At 49.4% G+C, this 16,599-nt stretch carries 16 protein-coding genes; 2 read left to right on the forward strand and 14 right to left on the reverse strand.

What is annotated here, in order from left to right; translation table 11 throughout:
* Window positions 1-82: 82 nt before the first annotated feature.
* Genes DHU66_RS09815 through DHU66_RS09860 form a run of 10 tightly spaced genes read right to left on the reverse strand, consistent with a single transcriptional unit; the run spans window position 83 to window position 9,583 of the window.
* Entirely contained in the window at window positions 83-508 is a 426-nt protein-coding gene (locus DHU66_RS09815; protein ID WP_108775778.1) for a hypothetical protein, read from the reverse strand.
* Window positions 505-1,080 carry an alpha/beta family hydrolase gene (locus tag DHU66_RS09820; protein WP_108775779.1) on the reverse strand — a complete coding sequence of 192 codons (576 nt, stop codon included), beginning with the start codon at window positions 1,078-1,080 and terminating at the stop codon, window positions 505-507. The genes DHU66_RS09815 and DHU66_RS09820 overlap by 4 nt, the downstream gene beginning before the upstream one ends.
* Window positions 1,081-1,100: 20 nt before the next feature.
* On the reverse strand, window positions 1,101-2,051 hold the full coding sequence (locus DHU66_RS09825; protein WP_108775780.1) for a tyrosine-type recombinase/integrase: 951 nt from the start codon (window positions 2,049-2,051) through the stop codon (window positions 1,101-1,103).
* Window positions 2,038-3,225 (reverse strand): DNA polymerase IV, encoded by a 1,188-nt coding sequence (locus tag DHU66_RS09830; RefSeq protein WP_108775781.1) that lies wholly within the window; start codon window positions 3,223-3,225, stop codon window positions 2,038-2,040. The genes DHU66_RS09825 and DHU66_RS09830 overlap by 14 nt, the downstream gene beginning before the upstream one ends.
* On the reverse strand, window positions 3,226-4,872 hold the full coding sequence (gene recN / locus DHU66_RS09835; protein ID WP_108775782.1) for a DNA repair protein RecN: 1,647 nt from the start codon (window positions 4,870-4,872) through the stop codon (window positions 3,226-3,228).
* Window positions 4,869-6,728, reverse strand: coding sequence for a 1-deoxy-D-xylulose-5-phosphate synthase (gene dxs / locus DHU66_RS09840; RefSeq protein WP_108775783.1), 1,860 nt, complete (start codon window positions 6,726-6,728; stop codon window positions 4,869-4,871). The genes recN and dxs overlap by 4 nt, the downstream gene beginning before the upstream one ends.
* Before the next feature lie 28 nt (window positions 6,729-6,756).
* Window positions 6,757-7,602 carry a polyprenyl synthetase family protein gene (locus DHU66_RS09845; protein ID WP_209451810.1) on the reverse strand — a complete coding sequence of 282 codons (846 nt, stop codon included), beginning with the start codon at window positions 7,600-7,602 and terminating at the stop codon, window positions 6,757-6,759.
* Complete coding sequence (gene xseB, locus DHU66_RS09850; protein ID WP_108775785.1) at window positions 7,595-7,807, reverse strand: exodeoxyribonuclease VII small subunit; 213 nt, start codon at window positions 7,805-7,807, stop codon at window positions 7,595-7,597. The genes DHU66_RS09845 and xseB overlap by 8 nt, the downstream gene beginning before the upstream one ends.
* Window position 7,808: 1 nt before the next feature.
* Window positions 7,809-9,209, reverse strand: a complete 1,401-nt coding sequence (gene xseA / locus DHU66_RS09855) for an exodeoxyribonuclease VII large subunit (RefSeq protein ID WP_108775786.1) — start codon at window positions 9,207-9,209, stop codon at window positions 7,809-7,811.
* Window positions 9,206-9,583 (reverse strand): transcription antitermination protein NusB, encoded by a 378-nt coding sequence (locus tag DHU66_RS09860; RefSeq protein WP_108775787.1) that lies wholly within the window; start codon window positions 9,581-9,583, stop codon window positions 9,206-9,208. The genes xseA and DHU66_RS09860 overlap by 4 nt, the downstream gene beginning before the upstream one ends.
* 90 nt (window positions 9,584-9,673) lie before the next feature.
* On the opposite strand from DHU66_RS09860, the gene DHU66_RS09865 reads away from it, so the two are divergent.
* Both DHU66_RS09865 and DHU66_RS09870 read left to right on the forward strand, forming a co-directional pair.
* Window positions 9,674-10,237 (forward strand): DUF5662 family protein, encoded by a 564-nt coding sequence (locus DHU66_RS09865; protein ID WP_108775788.1) that lies wholly within the window; start codon window positions 9,674-9,676, stop codon window positions 10,235-10,237.
* 10 nt (window positions 10,238-10,247) lie between these two features.
* Window positions 10,248-10,859, forward strand: coding sequence for an HD domain-containing protein (locus tag DHU66_RS09870; RefSeq protein WP_108775789.1), 612 nt, complete (start codon window positions 10,248-10,250; stop codon window positions 10,857-10,859).
* A gap of 87 nt (window positions 10,860-10,946) precedes the next feature.
* Here the strand turns inward: DHU66_RS09870 and DHU66_RS09875 are convergent, their stop codons facing one another.
* From DHU66_RS09875 to DHU66_RS09890, 4 genes are all read right to left on the reverse strand, one after another.
* Window positions 10,947-12,455, reverse strand: coding sequence for an IMP dehydrogenase (locus DHU66_RS09875; protein WP_108775790.1), 1,509 nt, complete (start codon window positions 12,453-12,455; stop codon window positions 10,947-10,949).
* 99 nt (window positions 12,456-12,554) lie between these two features.
* The gene (locus DHU66_RS09880; RefSeq protein WP_108775791.1) at window positions 12,555-14,363 is read right to left on the reverse strand and encodes an ABC transporter ATP-binding protein; all 1,809 of its coding nucleotides are present in this window, start codon (window positions 14,361-14,363) and stop codon (window positions 12,555-12,557) included.
* The gene (locus tag DHU66_RS09885) at window positions 14,356-16,110 is read right to left on the reverse strand and encodes an ABC transporter ATP-binding protein (protein ID WP_108775792.1); all 1,755 of its coding nucleotides are present in this window, start codon (window positions 16,108-16,110) and stop codon (window positions 14,356-14,358) included. The genes DHU66_RS09880 and DHU66_RS09885 overlap by 8 nt, the downstream gene beginning before the upstream one ends.
* A complete protein-coding gene (locus DHU66_RS09890) occupies window positions 16,089-16,577 on the reverse strand; it encodes a MarR family winged helix-turn-helix transcriptional regulator (RefSeq protein ID WP_108775793.1) in 489 nt (162 codons plus the stop codon). Before DHU66_RS09890 ends, DHU66_RS09885 begins: the two co-directional genes overlap by 22 nt.
* Between the last annotated feature and the right edge of the window lie 22 nt (window positions 16,578-16,599).

Consider the following 16,599-nt stretch of genomic DNA (forward strand, 5'->3'; position numbering starts at 1 on the left):
CGGTACGCTTTATATATACATATTCGCATAATGTATGTTATACGACATTTCTAATTATAGAAAAATTCTTTGTAAAGTTATCTTAATTGAGTTCTTCTTCTGCCGGGATCCTGCTGAGCTGTTCGATCAGTCTTGTGAAGTATCCTGATTTCAAGGCATCAATCAGATCATCGTTGAATGACAGACTGTCGATCAGATATAACAATGCTGCACGGATCGCTTGTTCATCCATATCTTCTGGTTTGAAATCTTTCTGCAGATTTTCCGGCTGCTTGTTCTGCTGGCTGAACCAGTCCTCCCAGGACTCTCCATTCTGCAGATCAGCACCGATCGTCTCACACATCTCATTGCATTCCTGTGAGATCACCAGATGATTGCCATGTTCATCCTCAGCATCATATTCATCATAGAATGCATCTGCAGGTTCACCATAGTATGCAAACTTGTCAGCGTGGTCCTGTAAGCCCGGCAGATATGCCAGAATTTCCTGTAGTGTTTTTTTATTCATTTCAAATCCTCAATGAATGTCTTTGTTGTCATCATGATCTTTTTGAGGTTATCCAGATCTGTTTCAAGATTTCCGGTTTCCAGTGAGTGGTTGCCATCCTGGATCAGATGCAGATCAATATCTGCTTTTTTCGCTGCTGTCTCAATTTCGTTTACATCAATCCAGCTGTCATTTGTGCCATTAAATGCAATACATCTGCCAATCAGTTCCTGATTATCTTTGAAGAGATCCAAAGCTTGAGGAAACGGCGTATACAGGATCTGATCAACGCAGGCAGATGTCATTGTAGCAGCCTGAGTAGCAATGAAAGAACCAATGGATTTAGAGATAAACAACAGCCGGTCATACTGAGCGAGATTGTTTTCTTCCAGCTGGATAGCTGCCTGATGAAGGCATTCTTTCAGTGTATCCTGCATCTTTTCAGGCGATCCCTTGACACTCTTTGGATCCTGGCTGTATTGGACCTTCAGCAGGTCATACCCCTCTTTTCTTGCTAGTTTGCCGGCATAATACAGCAGCGGCCTGTCATTGGTATAGCCAATACCTGGAAACAGCACAGCAGCTTTTTTCATCGTCATCCCTCCTCACTTTATCAGTGGTTGTGTTTCGTCTTATTGTTATTGTGCAGCTTTGTCACATCAATATCAATCTGCTGATCCAGCTCACCTGGATGAAATTTCTGATAGGCATCAAAAATCTGCTTGTTCTGCACATGCGTGTAGATCTCTGTTGTCGCTAAGTCCGCATGGCCAAGCATCTCCTGGATGCTTCTGAGGTCCGCACCGCCCATCATCATATGAGTCGCATAGCTGTGGCGCAGCTTGTGCGGCGTAATATGCTTCGTAAAGCCAAGCTCCAGACACTTCTGATGCAGTAAGCGCTGGATATATCTTGCATTATACGGCCTGCCAAAGTGATTGACAAAGAAGTATGGCGAACTGCCTTTGACAAACAATGGCCGCACCGTTGTAAAGTATTTCTTCAAGACGGCACAGGAACCTGAAGCAATTGGTACAATCCGCTCTTTGTTGCCTTTGCCTAATACTCTTACCTTTTCACTTTCCAGATCCACCCGGTTGACTTCCATATTGACGGCTTCGGAAATTCTCAAGCCGCAGGCATAGATCATTTCCAGCATGGCATGATCAGCGAGCTGTGATGGCATTGTATCATCAAAGGATCCCATCAGACGGTCAATTTCTTCTTTGCTGCAATAGATGGGCAGACGTTTCTCATTGCGGTGCACCTGCAGGTTGAGGCTGGGATCTTTCTCACTGTGCATGAAGGCAAGATAGTGATGAAAAGAATGAATGGCGGCTGCCATCCGTGTCAAAGACGAGGATGCTTTGCTTTCAGCCTGCACATTCATAAAGTCATCAATAGTGCTGTAGGTGATCTCGGTTGTATCTGCGATCCCCTCTTCTTTCACAAAGGCAAGATACTGCTTTAAATCTTCCTTGTAGGAAGTCACCGTATGCATGCTTTTGCCTTCATTGATCATCTGATTGCTCAGATACTCCTGCAATGCCTCAGTGAGTTCCATTTGCCTTATCCTTCAAAAGATCACTTGCCCGCACAAACAGATGCGAACTGTTTGCCATCTTGTTCAGATCATACAGGATCGCACTGGTTGCTTCCTTATTGGCCGCATCCTGATTAAACAGATCCAGCTGGGATACCATCTCATCCGCACGTTTCAGATCGGAAAGAGAAATACCAACCAGACGTACCGGCTGAGAATCCCAGTTGGCATCAAACAGCGTCATGGCATAGTGGAAGATATCCTCACTCTTCCAGATCGGCCTGGCAATCTTCATCGAACGGTCTGCGTTGCGGAAATCAAAGTACTTGATCCGGATCGAAACACTCGTGCCAAGCTTGCGTTCTTCCTTCATCCGCTGCGACAGCCTTCTGCTCAAAGAACGGAACAAACCTCTGATCTCATCATAGTCTGTCACATCTTCCAGCATGGTCTCGGAAACACCCATGGACCTGGCATCCCATGCCTTGACGATCGTACGGTCATCATAGCCATGCGTCCTTGCCAGCATGGCATCCGTATTCCTGCCAAAGATCGGCACCAGCGCATTCTTATTGGGATATCTGGCAAGATCACCAATAGTCATAATACCAAGCTCTTTTAACAATGGTTCTGTCTTCTTGCCAACCCCGCGCATATCACCAATCGGCAATGGCCACATCTTCTGCTCAACATCCCGGATGCGCAATACCGTAATTCCCATCGGCTTTTTCATATCCGATGCCATCTTGGCCAGAAACATATTTGGCGCAACACCAATCGAACAAGGCAGTCCTGTTTCCTTTAAGATTCTCTGCTGCAGCTGCACAGCCAGATCCAGAGGATGCTGGAAATGAGAGATCGGTTCTGTCATGTCCACATAGCATTCATCAATACTGGCCTGCTCTACTTCATCCGTATAGCTGCGCACAATAGACATAAACTGAGATGATAACTGTTCATAGAAGGCATAATGCCCCGGCAGCACCAGCAGATCCGGGCACAGCTTGATCGCTTCCTGGATAGGCATGGCAGAGTGGACACCATAGGCTCTTGCCTCATAGGATGCCGTTGATACCACACTGCGCCTTGTATTGCCGCTGACAGCAGCCGGTTTGCCTTTGATGCTGGGATCCAGCAGAATCTCAGCATTGATGAAGAAGGCATTCAGATCAACATGAAAATATACATGAGCCATTTATGCATGGCTCCTTTCCAGCAGCTCCTTTGCGGCCTGCCGCGATGCATCACTCAGGGAACCGCTGGCAATCAATGCAAGCTGATCAATGCGCTGAGCTTCATCCAGCAAAGATACCGTCGTACGTGTCACATCATTCTTCACATGCTTGGCAACAAGGTACTGACGATCTGCCCAGGCAGCTACCGGGGCAAGATGGGTCACAGCAAATACCTGGCAGTCATTTGACAATGCTTTCATCTCTTTGCCGATACTGCCTGCTACCTTGCCGGATACACCAGTATCAATCTCATCAAAGATCACTGTTTCAATGCCCTGCAGGTGTGTAAAAATGACCTTCAGGCCCAGCATCAAACGGGCAAGTTCACCACCGGATGCCGTCTTGGCAAGCGGCTTGAGATCCTCACCGGCATTCATGGCAACCATGAACTGCACATGGTCGCTGCCAATGTTAGTGGGTGCACCTGTGATCATCTCCACCTGGAAGCGTGCATTTGGCAGCATCAGCTCCTTCAGTCTGGCATTGACCTGTGCATTCAGATGCGGGATACCCTTGAGTCGGATATCATGCAGAATATGATCTTCTTTGTCGTAGGCCTGCTTTGCTTTCCTGATCTTTGCATTGATCTCTTCCAGGAATTCCTGTCTGTGCTCAAAGCGGTCCACCTGTTTCTGCAGCTCATCCTTCTTTGCAAGAATGGCAGGGATGTCATGGCCGTATTTGCGCTTGAGCTTCTGTATCGTAAACAGACGCTCCTCCATGGCATTGATGTCATCCTCAGACATGTTCATCTCATCCTTCATCTGGCGCAAAGACTCCAAAGCATCCGTCATGCTGTAATACGCATCCGAAAACTGGTTCTGGATCTCATCCAGATGCTGATCATCACCAGGCAGAGCGCTGATCCACTTACGCATGTCATAAAGATTGTTTGAAACGCTGTCATCATACAGCGTGAAAATCTGATTCAGCTTCTCAAAGGAATCCTGGATGGCATGGTACTGCTTTTCCTTTGCCTCCAGCTCTTCCTCTTCCCCCTCTTTCAGATCCGCCTCTTCAATCTCCTGAATCTCATAGCGGAAATATTCAAGATCATTCTCATTGTAGGTATCTGATAAAGCCTGCTCTTTTTCAGTTTCCAGCGCTTTCCAGGCATCCCATGCCTGCATGACTTTCTGCAGCTGTGCATCATCCTGAAGGAAACGATCCAGCAGATGAATATGCAGACTCGTATTGAGCAGATAGGCGTTGTCACGCTGGCCATGAATATCGATCTCATTTGCCAGCACATCCTTTAACAAGGCTAATGTTACGATACGGTGGTCAATGCGGGCAGTGCTTTTGCCATTTGCGGCAATATCACGTGTAAACGTCACATCATGATCGCTGTCAAAGCCGGCTTCCTGCAGCACGCGGCAGGCATGCTCGTCATGGCTTAGATCAAACGTGCCTTCCACAATTGCCTTATCTTTTCCTTTCATAACCAGCGAAGCACTGGCACGCTCTGCTTTCAGCAAAGAGATCGCATCAATCAGGATCGATTTGCCAGCACCGGTTTCACCAGTAAAAGCACTGAATCCGGATGTGAAATCCAGATTCAGCTCATCGATGAGAACAAAGTTTTGAATATAGAGGTTTTTAATCATAAAAGTTTGTTCAGTCTGTCAAGAAATGCATTCAGGTCAATGCCAAGATCATGGCGCAGCCGTGTCTCTGCACCCTGCGGCACATAGACATCACCAATGCCCATCTGCTCAATATGAACGTCCAGATCATGATCCACAAACCAGGCAATGATGCTTTCTCCCAGTCCTCCTGCCTTCATATCCGTCTCATAGACCAATACCGGCAGATGACTGTCCGCAATCTTTTGCAGCATGTCCTCATCCATCGGCTTGAAGAAGCGGCAGTTGACAACAGTAGCAGGAATCTGGTTGACCCTGAGCTTGTCAAAGATGACATCTACACTTGTTCCATAGGTCAATACCCATGCTTTGTCATGGTCCGTTGCCGAAAAACTGGTCCAGCTGCCAATGGCAATCGGCGGCACATTTTCCTGCTTTTCTTCTTTGACAACACCCTTTGGATAGCGAATGGCAAATGGATGGTTCTGGCCAAATGCCAGCCGGATCAAGGCTCTGGATTCCGGGGCATCCTTGCCCTGGGCATAAATCAGATGCGGCAGGGATTTCAGAATCGAGATGTCATAGATACCATGATGGGTTTCACCATCTGAGCCAACAAGACCCGCATGATCAATACCGATCACTACCGGCAGATCCATGCGGCAGATATCGTGGTTGATCTGGTCGTAGGCTCTTTGCAGAAAGGAACTGTAAATGGCAAGATAAGGCCGCTTGCCTGAGATGGCCAGACCTGCCGCAAAGGTTGCTGCATGTTCTTCGGCAATGCCGCAGTCAAAGGCACGGTCCGGATGGCGGGCAAAAAACCTCTGCAAAAAGCTCCCCTGTATCATAGCAGGTGTGATGGCTACAATGCGATCGTCACTGTCCGCCAGATCACATACCGTATCAGAGAACAGCCTGCCCCACGGCACCCAGCCAGCCGGTACATCATGCAGTGGCTTGCCGGTATCCGGATTGAACGGGCCGACACCATGCCATTTGCCTTCATGGTCATTCTCACAGGGCAGATAGCCTTTGCCCTTTTTGGTAATGACATGAACGACTACCGGCCCGTCATATTTCTTAGCCACATTGAGCACCTGAATCAGATCATGAATGTTGTGGCCGTCCACCGGACCCATATATTCCAGATTGAACTGACCGAAGATACCCGCATCGACAATGTTCTCTTTGATCGAGTTCTTCATGTTCTTCAAAGAGCGGTAAATGCCGCGGCCGAATTCATTCCTGTTCAGGTTTTCCTTGAGGGAATCCTTGAAGTTGTTATAGCCATCGCTGGCTCTGAGTCTGGCAAAGTTATACGTCATGGCACCGACATTGCGGGAGATCGACATGTTGTTGTCATTGAAAACAATGACCATCTTGCGCTTCTCATAGCCGATCTCATTCAGCGCTTCAAAAGCCATGCCGGATCCCATCGAGCCATCACCGATCACCGGCACCACAGCATAGTCGTCATGATTCAGATCACGGGCAACAGCCATGCCAAGGGCAGCAGACAGCGATGTCGAGCTGTGTCCTGCTTCCCAGACATCATGAATGCTTTCTGAGCGCTTCTGGAAGCCGGAAAGGCCATTGTACTGCCGCAGGGTTGCAAACTGCGATGCCCGCCCGGTCAGGATTTTATGCGTATAGGACTGATGGCCGACATCAAAGAATACCTTGTCGCGCGGTGTATTGAACACATAATCCAGGGCAATGGTCAGTTCCACGACGCCCAGATTGCTGGCCAGATGGCCGCCGGTATGCGAAATGCTCTCAATCAGGAAGCGGCGTATTTGGGCCGCAAGCTCATTGAGCTCATCAATTGACATGTCTTTAATATCAGCAGGACTTTTAATATCGTACAGATTCATTGATTACTCCAATATGTTCAATGCGATGTTACTTGTTCCGCTTTTGAACTGAATGAATCAGTGTGATCAGTTCCTTGGCGTCAAACCCCTTAAATGTTTCTGCCTTTTTGCAGCTGTCATCATACAGCATATTCATCACTTCTTCTGCTTTCTCAATGCCAAGCAGCGTCACGCTTGTAACCTTGTCATTGCGCGCATCCGAATTGGATTTGCCAAGCTGTTCACTGGTCAGCTCAACATCGAAGATGTCATCCTGAATCTGGAAGGCAAGCCCCATCTCATCTCCCAGATCATGCCAGGATGCGACAACCTCTTCACTTTGGTCGGCTAAAACAGCCGCAATCATCAGCGGTGCTGACAGCAGGCATCCTGTTTTCTTGTGATGAATGTTCTGCAGCGCTTCCCAATCCGGCTTGGCAATGGGCTCTTCTGTATCCAGACACTGGCCCAGCACCATGCCGGCAGGTCCGGCCATCTTGGCAAGAATGGAAATGCTGCGCTGCACTTTCTCAGCCGATACCGGTGCACCGGCTGCCACTTCAAAGGCATAAGTCAGAAGACCATCACCGGCCAGAATGGCTGTTGCTTCATCAAACTGCTTGTGGCAGGTTGGTCTGCCCCTTCGCAGATCATCATTGTCCATTGCCGGCAGATCATCATGAATCAAAGAATAGGTATGAATCATCTCCAGCGCAGCCGCAAATGCCTGTGCATCTTTTTCCGGCACATCATATCCTTTTGCTGCAGCAAACAATAATCTCGGACGGATCCGCTTGCCGCCAGCAAGCAGAGAATAGCGCATCGCTTCCTGCACACGGGAAGCAGGCAGCGCATTCATGTATCTGTTTAACACATCATCAAACGATTCATTCATTCTGCTCACCGCCATTCTCTTTGACAATCTCATTCACTTTGCTTTCAAACTGCTTCAAAGACGCGTCACAGGACTTCACCAGCTTGAGACCTTCCTCAAACATGGCAACCGTCTGATCCAGTGGTGCATCATTCTGCTCCAGAGCACTCACAATTTCCTCAAGTCTTGCCATGCTCTCTTCAAAAGTTAATTTCTTCGCTGCCATATCAAGGCTCCTTTCGTGTATCACGGATCGCGGCAGATGCACTGCCCACGCCAAACCGTATCTTGACCATATCACCAGTCTGCAATTGTGAAACATCATGCACGGCACTGCCATCTTTACTGACAACCGCATAGCCCCTGTCCAGTATCTTCAATGGAGAATAGGCATCCAGCAGCCGCATCTGTTTCTCCAGATCACTGCGTCTGCGCTCCAGCGCCATTTTCTCATCTGTTGACAGACGTGTATGCAGATTGCGCAGTTCGGACTGTTCCTGATGAATGCGGCCAAGGCAGGCCATCATCATACGGCTGCGGTAATCCATGCTCTTCTGCATCAGCAGACTCTCTTTGGTATGAATCTGCTGTGACAAGCTATGTGATAACTGTTCAAAGCGATTCCGCTCTTCCTTGAGCACAGATGTATAGCCAAGAATTCTCTCCCGCAGATAATCCAGCTTCATCTGTCTCTGGTTATACAGATTCTCCGGCCTGCTTAATACCGGCGAAGAAGAAAGATGCACAAGCTGTTTCTCTGCATTGTCCAGCCGCACCTGCATCTGATGAATCATGCGGGTCTGATACGTATGCAGCAGATCTTCCACTTCGTGAATATCCGGTGTCGCTGCTTCCACGGCACCGGTTGGCGTATTGGCACGGTGATCAGATACATAATCTACCAGTGTTGTATCAATCTCATGGCCGACACCGGTCACAACCGGTGTATGCATGGCAAAGACGACACGGGCAAGCTGTTCATCATTGAAACACCAAAGATCTTCCAGAGATCCACCGCCACGTACCAGCAGGATGATATCATGACCTGCTGCATCTGCTTTGTGCAAAGCATCTATGATCTGAGCAGCAGCGCCTTCTCCCTGCACCGCGGCTGGATACACAACTGCTTTGGCAATCGGCCAGCGCTTCTTCAATGTAATCAATACATCAGAAAGCGCAGCGGTATGATTGCCGGTCACAATACCAATTGACATCGGATACAGCGGCAATGGCTTTTTATAGATGTCCTGAAACAGTCCCTCAGCAGAGAGCTTTTTCTTTAATGCTTCCAGCTGCAGATACAAATCACCGATGCCGCTTGGCTTCATGGCATCGACCATCATCTGCATCCGGCCTTCACTCTCATACACCGTCACATCTGCCCGAACGATAACCTTGTCACCATTTTTGGGATCAAATCTGACATTGCGGTTGCGTGAGGAAAACATCACACAAGCCATGGAAGCTGTATCATCTTTCAAAGAAAAGTACCAGTGTCCGCTGTAAGGTTTTCTCAGATTGGAAATCTCGCCTTCAATCAGAACACCATGCAGGACGGGATTTCCTTCCAGCTGGCCCTTGAGATAGCGGACCAGAGTGCTGACCGGAACAATCCTTCTCCCGCTCATATGACATCAAGTACCCGGTTAATCAGCTTATAGGCATCCTTGTCACAGTATTTGCGTGCCATTTCCACCGATTCATCAATGATGACGGCAGCAGAGAGCTGCTTGAGATCAAACTCTGCACAGCCATTCAGCAGAATAGCCTTTTCAATCATGCCAAGACGGTCAAACGTCCAGTCATTGAGCACTTCATTGATATAGCCCGCATAGCGGTCCTTGTTCTTGATGGCAGTGCGAATCACATCCACAAAATATGGATCCACCTCTTCCACTTTCATCTGATACGTATCTTCAATCAGCTCATCCAGATCCCGCTCGGCAAGCAGATCCTCATAGACGGTGATCATCGCCTTTTCTCGTTCTTCATGTCGGTTCATATTGCAATCTCCTGCGTCCTATTTTAGCATCGTTTCCTACTGAATAACAGGCAACTTGACCAGCGCGGCATTTGCTTTAAAATCGTATCTATGCAAACCAATCCCGCACAGAAATCACTTGCCTGGCGTTTCATCCACCACCTGCATACCATTGACAGCCACCGCTTCCAGGTCATGAAGAACTGCTTTGCCTGCGGCCTGTACCATCAGGGCCTCACCCATGATCTTTCCAAGTATTCCCCCAGTGAATTCTGGGTATCCGTCAAGTACTTCCAGGGTGATAAGTCCCCTTACATGAAGGAAAAGCAGATCAAAGGCTATTCGCTTGGCTGGCTGCACCACAAGGGCAGAAACAGACACCATTGGGAATATTGGTACGATATGATTGATGGCAGATGGCAGCCGATCAGGATGCCTTACAACTATGTTGTTGAAATGGTATGCGACCGTGTGGCGGCCTGCAAGGTATATCAGAAGGAAAAGTATACGGATGCCAGCCCCCTTGCCTATTACCTTTCCCGCAATGATCAGAAGTATATGCATCCGGAAACAGCAAAGGCTCTGGAAGAGGCTTTGACAATGATACAGAACAAGGGCGAAAAAGCAACCTTTGCCGCATTGAAAAAGAGAATCAAAGAACATTACACATACTAGGAGAGAAGATATGGAAAACAAGCGTCTGCAGAAACAACTGTCATTCATTCTGGAACTGGACAAAGAGAAGAATATTCTCAGACAAACCCATCTGAGTAATCATGGCAGAAGAGAAGATGATGCCGAGCATGCCTGGCATATGGCTGTGATGGCTTATCTTCTGCAGGAATACAGCAATGAGCCGGTTGATATCGCCCATGTCATGATCATGTGTTTACTGCATGATGTCGTGGAAATTGATGCCGGTGATACATATGCCTATGACGATCAGGGCAAAAAGACCCAGCATGAGCGGGAAGAAAAGGCAGCTGAAAGAATCTATGGCATTCTGCCGGAAGATCAGAAGATCCAGCTGCGTGCTCTGTTTGAAGAGTTTGAGGAAAACAGGACACCCGAGGCAAAGTTTGCCCATGCCATGGACAATCTGCAGCCCCTTCTGCTCAATGACAGCAACGGCGGCGGTGACTGGAAAGAACATCATGTTTCCTATAACACCGTCATGCAGAGACAGGGCAGGACCAAAGAAGGATCGACTGCCCTGTTTGAAGTCATCAAGGAAAAGATGGACAAGCACGCAGATGCAGGCAATCTCATTGATGACAGAGAAAAAGAAGATCAGTAATTGCCAGCCGGTTCATTGGCGATTGCCAGTGAACCGCTTTTTTGCGCAAAAAAACACTGCCGCAGCGGACAGTGTTTCAATCGAACATTACTTGTTGTAGCTCTTGTCTTCGTTCTTGACGATGACGTCGTGTGCGCCGCCTTCGACGATGGATGTGGAAGAGACAAGTGTCAGGCGTGCCTTATCCTGCAGTTCCTTGATGGTCAGAGCACCGCAGTTGCACATGGTGGAGCGGATCTTGTAGGTAGTCATATAGACGTTGTCATGCAGGAAGCCGGCATATGGTACATAGGAGTCGACACCCTCTTCAAATGACAGCTTGCCTTTGCCGCCAAGATCATATCTCTGCCAGTTCTTGGCACGGTTGGAACCTTCACCCCAGTATTCCTTGACATAGGCACCATTGACAGTGAGCTTTTCACCCGGTGCTTCTTCAAAGCGTGAGAAGTATCTGCCAAGCATCACAAAGTCTGCACCCATGGCCAGTGCCAGGACGATGTGATAGTCATAGACGATGCCGCCATCGGAGCAGATCGGAATGTATTCACCGGTTCTTTCAAACCATTCATCACGTGCCTTGGCAACTTCAATGACAGCCGTTGCCTGTCCTCTGCCGATACCCTTTGTCTCACGGGTAATGCAGATGGAACCGCCGCCGATGCCGACTTTGACAAAGTCAGCACCATGTTCTGCCAGGTAGTTGAAGCCGTCTCTGTCAACGACATTGCCAGCGCCAACCTTGACCGTATCACCATACTTTTCTCTGATCCATTCCAGGGCATCTGCCTGCCACTCAGAGAAACCATCAGAGGAATCCAGGACCAGGCAGTCTGCCCCGGCATTGACCAGCGCCGGAACCCGCTCCTTGTAGTCACGTGTATTGATGCCGGCACCTACCATGAAGCGCTTTTCATCATCCAGCAGTTCCAGCGGATTTTCCTTGTGGGAGGCATAGTCCTTACGGAAGACCAGATAGCACAGATGATCCGCATCATCGACGATCGGCAGTGTATTGAGCTTATGTTCCCAGATGAGGTCATTGCACTCAGACAGCGTTGCACTGGCATTGGCTGTAACCAGCTTTTCACGCGGTGTCATGAAGCTGGAAGCCTTCTCGCTTCCATTCATGCGGGAGACACGGTAGTCACGGCTTGTGACAAGACCTACCAGCTTACCATTCGGTGTGCCGTCTTCCGTGACCGGCATCGTGCTGTGTCCTGTCTTTTTGACAAGCTCGAGAACCTCAGACAGGGTTGTGTCCGGGGTGATATTGGAATCACTGACGACAAAGCCAGCCTTGGCATTTTTGACCTTGGCGACCATAGCGGCCTCTGAGGCGATCGACTGCGACTGGAAGATGAAGGACATGCCGCCTTCCTTGGCCAGTGCAACACCAAGACGGTCACCGGATACGGACTGCATAACGGCAGAAACCATCGGGATGTTCAAAGACAGAGCAGGCTCTTCTCCCTTCTTGAACTTTACAAGCGGGGTGCGCAGGCTTACCTTATCCGGAACATTCTCTTTTCTTGTCAGTCCCGGTACCAGAAGATACTCACTGAACGTATGACTCACACTGTCATAGTATGTTGCCATGAATGAATTTTCCTCCTTAAATTGTACCTATTATACAATGCAAAAATGCAAAGTAAACAGGCCGTCCGGATAACCTTGAACGGCCTGGAGTAACAGATCTTACGTATTCATGCCGGAGAACTGTGTCTCGTAGAGTTTCCAGTACTCCTTCTTTGCGGCGAGCAGCTGTTCATGGCTGCCTCTTTCCACGATCCTGCCATCGCGCATGACAATAATCTGATCGACATTGCGGATAGTTGAAAGACGGTGGGCAATCACAAAGCTTGTCCGGTTCTCCATCAGGCTGATCATGGCATTCTGAATGCGCATCTCGGTTCTTGTATCCACAGATGAAGTCGCCTCATCCAGAATCAGAATCTCTGGATCTGAAAGCCTTGCCCTGGCAATGGCAAGCAATTGCCGCTGTCCCTGTGACAAAGAACCGCCCGAGGCATCAATCACGGTATCATAGCCATCCTTGAGGGCTGTGATCATCGTATCCGCATTGGCAAAGGCAGCAGCCTGCTTGATTCTGGCATCATCGGCACTGCCGTCCGCATAGGTCAGATTGTTACGGATCGTATCGGTGAACAAAGATGTATCCTGCAGCACAATGCCGATCGTGCGGCGCAGATCATACAGATTCAATTTGCGGATATCTCTGCCATCCAGCAGGATTTCACCACTGTCAATCGGATAAAAGCGCAGCAGCAGATTGATGATCGTCGTCTTGCCTGAACCGGTTGCGCCAACCAGAGCAATCTTACTGCCGGCAGGCACATCCAGCGAAAAGTCAGTGATAACCTGCTTGCCAGGCAGATATGAGAAGTTGACATGACGGAACTCGACATGTCCCTGAATGTCTGTAACGGCTTCTCCTTCCGGATTTTCAACCTGCTGATCCAGTACGGCAAAGATTCTTTCCGCACCGGCAATGGCTGTCTGCACCTGCCCGATCAGTTCGGAAAGCTCGGTGATCGGCCGTGAGAACTGCTTGGAGTAGACAATAAAGGCAGAGATGATGCCGACTGTGATCTGTCCTTTGATGGCCAGCCAGGCACCTGCCACCGCGACAATCAGAAAGCCGATATTGTTCAGCACATTCATGCACGGTCCCATGGATCCGGAGATATTATCCGCGGTAATGCAGGCAGCAGTCAGATCATCCGCCGTCTTGATAAACTGTGCATCCAGGTCATCTTCCAGCTGGAAAGCTGCAATCGTCTGGCTGTTGGAAATATACTCCTCGGTTTTGCCAGACAGCTCACCAAGCAGATTCTGGCGCAGCAGGTAGTACTTAGCCATATAGCGGGACAGAAATGCGGTCAGCAGGATTGTACCGATGACCGTACATGAAGAAAGCAGAGCCAGCGGTACGCTGCATATAAACATCATGACAAGCGTTCCTGCCAGCATCAGGACACCTGAGAAGATCGAAGATGTCGATGTCGAAATTACCGTAGAAATCTGATCGGCATCATTGGTCATGCGGCTCATCAGATCACCATGGGACGTGCGATCAAAGTATGGCACCGGCAGATGAATCATATGGGCAAACAGATCCGCACGAATCCTCTGTACGACTTTCTGTGACAGTCTGGTCGAGAGATATCCCTGCAGCAGCAGGGAAAAGCCATAGATGACATACAGAACTGCCATGATGGCAAGATACGGATTGACGCTGCCAAAGCTGCCAGCCACGATCTGGTCAATAGCTTTGCTTTGATACGATGGTGCCAGAACTGCAGCCACCACACCAATGCCGGAAACAATCGTCATGAGCAGTACCGAAGGCATTTCTGCCTTGAAATAGTGCAGCAGACGATGCAGTGTTCCGCGTGCATCCTTCGCCTTTTCAACTGGTGCACCACGCTCTGGACGGCGGCTGAACCCCTTCTCAGCAACCTGCGAACGATAACTTTCAGCCATTGCGCGCATCTCCTTTCATACGCTGGGAACTGCAGATATCTGCATATACCGGACAGCCTGCCAGCAGATCCTCATGTCTGCCAACGCCCACAAGGCAGCCATGATCCAGCACGACAATACGGTCACAGCGTCTTGCAGTCGCAATACGCTGGGTAATGACGAGCGTTGTCATTTCATGCATCTGTTTGCGCAGGGCATTGTAAAGTGCAGCCTCTGTTTCCAGATCCAGCGCACTGGTCGCATCATCCAGAATCAGAATCTCAGCTTTCTTCACAAGCGCTCTGGCAATGGAAAGACGCTGCTTCTGGCCGCCGGACAGCGATGTACCGCCCTCTGCCACCATCGTGTCATAGCCATCCCTCTGGGCACGGATATAGTCATCAGCCTGGGCTGTCTTTGCGGCTTCCATGATGTCCTGTTCACTTGCGGCAGGATTGCCCATGGCAATGTTCTGGCGCAGTGATACAGAGAACAGTTCACTCTTCTGCATGACCACCGATATCCTCTTTCGCAAAGCAGTAAGATCCCAATCCCGCACATCGACGCCGTCCACTTTCACCGTACCATGGGTGACATCATAGAAACGCGGAATCAGATTGATCATTGAGGACTTGCCGCTGCCGGTAGATCCAATGATGGCAATTGACTCACCAGCATGAATCTCCAGACTCAGATCAGAAAGCACATCAGAGCTCATCTTCTGATAGCGGAAACAAACATGGTCAAAGGCAATGGTGCCTTTGCTGGTGCCCTGGGTCACTGTGCCTGAGACCACATCCGGTCTGGTATCAAGAATCTCTTTGAGGCGGGTTGAAGATGAGATGCCGCGGGAGAGATTCTGGAAGATCGTTGCCAGCATGCGCAGGCCATTGAGAATTAAACTGATGTAGGTGACTGCTGCCATGACGGTACCAGGCTCAATAGAGCCGGCCTGCACATCAATGGCACCGGTACGGATGATAGCCGCTGCTGCCAGGTTGAACACCAGATTCATAACCGGCTGCAGATACGAGATCCGCAGCAGTACTTCAAACTGGTTCTTTGCAAGATCATGATTGGCTTTCTGGAAGCGGGCGTTTTCACGCTCTTCCTGGGCAAATGCCTTGACGACACGCACACCGCTGATGTTTTCACGCATCACCGTATTCACACGGTCCAGCTTTTCCTGCAGGCTCATGAACATCGGGTTAGTCTTCCAGACAGTCCAGATGATTTCAAGCAGTACCAGGACAATCGCAATCGTCAGGATTGTACGGAAATTGAGATCCAGAGACAGCAGGAACCACGTGCCTGCTACCAGGAAGACAAGGGAGCGCATGCAGCCGCGCACCATGTCGGAAAGCATCAGCTGCACCTGTGTGACATCTGAACTGACTCTTGTAATCAAGGAGCCTGGCGTAAATCTGTCCACCTGCGAAAATGAGAAGTGCAGCACTTTCTGGAAACAGTCCTTGCGGATATCATTGCCGGAGCGCTGGCCATAGTTGTTTGAGAAAACGCCGCCGATCCAGCCGGCAAAGCCGCCTGCCGCAATGATCACAAGCATCTTGAGACCGAGTGATTTGACAATGGAGAGATCTGCCGTACCGCCATTGCCAATGCCAAGGATGCCTTCATCGACAATACTGGCCATTAAGGCAGGCTGCACAAGATCAGCCATTACTTCCAGCCCCTTGCACAGCATTGCCAGCAAGGCAAGCCACCAATAGCGCAGATAGTATTTCTTCATCTCTTTTTCATCTGCCAATGATCCTCCGGGAATGCGTCCGGATGTTTTTCTTTCCAATCTGTAATCAATGCATTCAGCATTCGTTCCAGCTCCTTCTGTTCCTGTTTACTGAGCACGGAAAACATTTCATTGTTCTCGGCCATCACCTGATCATGATTGGCATGCTCAACGGCAATGCCCTTCTCACTGAGCTGCAGGATGACCTGCCGTTTGTCTTTGGGATCACGGGATCTGGTAATCAGGCCGCTGGCTTCCATCTTGCCAAGCAGCTCAGACAGCGATCCCTGCTGGATCTGCATGTGCTGCTGAAGCTGCTTCTGGGTAATGGCACCATAGCGGTGCAGCAGAAACAATACCCGGTTCTGAGCCGGCCGCTGACCGCGCCGATCGTTCAGGATACCAGCGTACATCCGGATCTCATGAATCAGCCGATGTGCCTGTTCATCGATACACGGGTGAACGTCTTTTTCCTTTTCTTCTTTCATATATCCTCCTTATTCATAGGTA

The sequence above is a fragment of the Lactimicrobium massiliense genome (assembly GCF_900343155.1).
Lineage (GTDB): Bacteria > Bacillota_I > Bacilli_A > Erysipelotrichales > Erysipelotrichaceae > Bulleidia > Bulleidia massiliensis.

Coding starts and splice junctions, on each gene's coding strand:
- DHU66_RS09815 (WP_108775778.1), bottom strand. CDS start 508: ATGAATAAAAAAACACTACAGGAAATTCTGGCATATCTGCCGGGCTTA.
- DHU66_RS09820 (WP_108775779.1), bottom strand. CDS start 1,080: ATGAAAAAAGCTGCTGTGCTGTTTCCAGGTATTGGCTATACCAATGAC.
- DHU66_RS09825 (WP_108775780.1), bottom strand. CDS start 2,051: ATGGAACTCACTGAGGCATTGCAGGAGTATCTGAGCAATCAGATGATC.
- DHU66_RS09830 (WP_108775781.1), bottom strand. CDS start 3,225: ATGGCTCATGTATATTTTCATGTTGATCTGAATGCCTTCTTCATCAAT.
- recN (WP_108775782.1), bottom strand. CDS start 4,872: ATGATTAAAAACCTCTATATTCAAAACTTTGTTCTCATCGATGAGCTG.
- dxs (WP_108775783.1), bottom strand. CDS start 6,728: ATGAATCTGTACGATATTAAAAGTCCTGCTGATATTAAAGACATGTCA.
- DHU66_RS09845 (WP_209451810.1), bottom strand. CDS start 7,602: ATGAATGAATCGTTTGATGATGTGTTAAACAGATACATGAATGCGCTG.
- xseB (WP_108775785.1), bottom strand. CDS start 7,807: ATGGCAGCGAAGAAATTAACTTTTGAAGAGAGCATGGCAAGACTTGAG.
- xseA (WP_108775786.1), bottom strand. CDS start 9,209: ATGAGCGGGAGAAGGATTGTTCCGGTCAGCACTCTGGTCCGCTATCTC.
- DHU66_RS09860 (WP_108775787.1), bottom strand. CDS start 9,583: ATGAACCGACATGAAGAACGAGAAAAGGCGATGATCACCGTCTATGAG.
- DHU66_RS09865 (WP_108775788.1), top strand. CDS start 9,674: ATGCAAACCAATCCCGCACAGAAATCACTTGCCTGGCGTTTCATCCAC.
- DHU66_RS09870 (WP_108775789.1), top strand. CDS start 10,248: ATGGAAAACAAGCGTCTGCAGAAACAACTGTCATTCATTCTGGAACTG.
- DHU66_RS09875 (WP_108775790.1), bottom strand. CDS start 12,455: ATGGCAACATACTATGACAGTGTGAGTCATACGTTCAGTGAGTATCTT.
- DHU66_RS09880 (WP_108775791.1), bottom strand. CDS start 14,363: ATGGCTGAAAGTTATCGTTCGCAGGTTGCTGAGAAGGGGTTCAGCCGC.
- DHU66_RS09890 (WP_108775793.1), bottom strand. CDS start 16,577: ATGAAAGAAGAAAAGGAAAAAGACGTTCACCCGTGTATCGATGAACAG.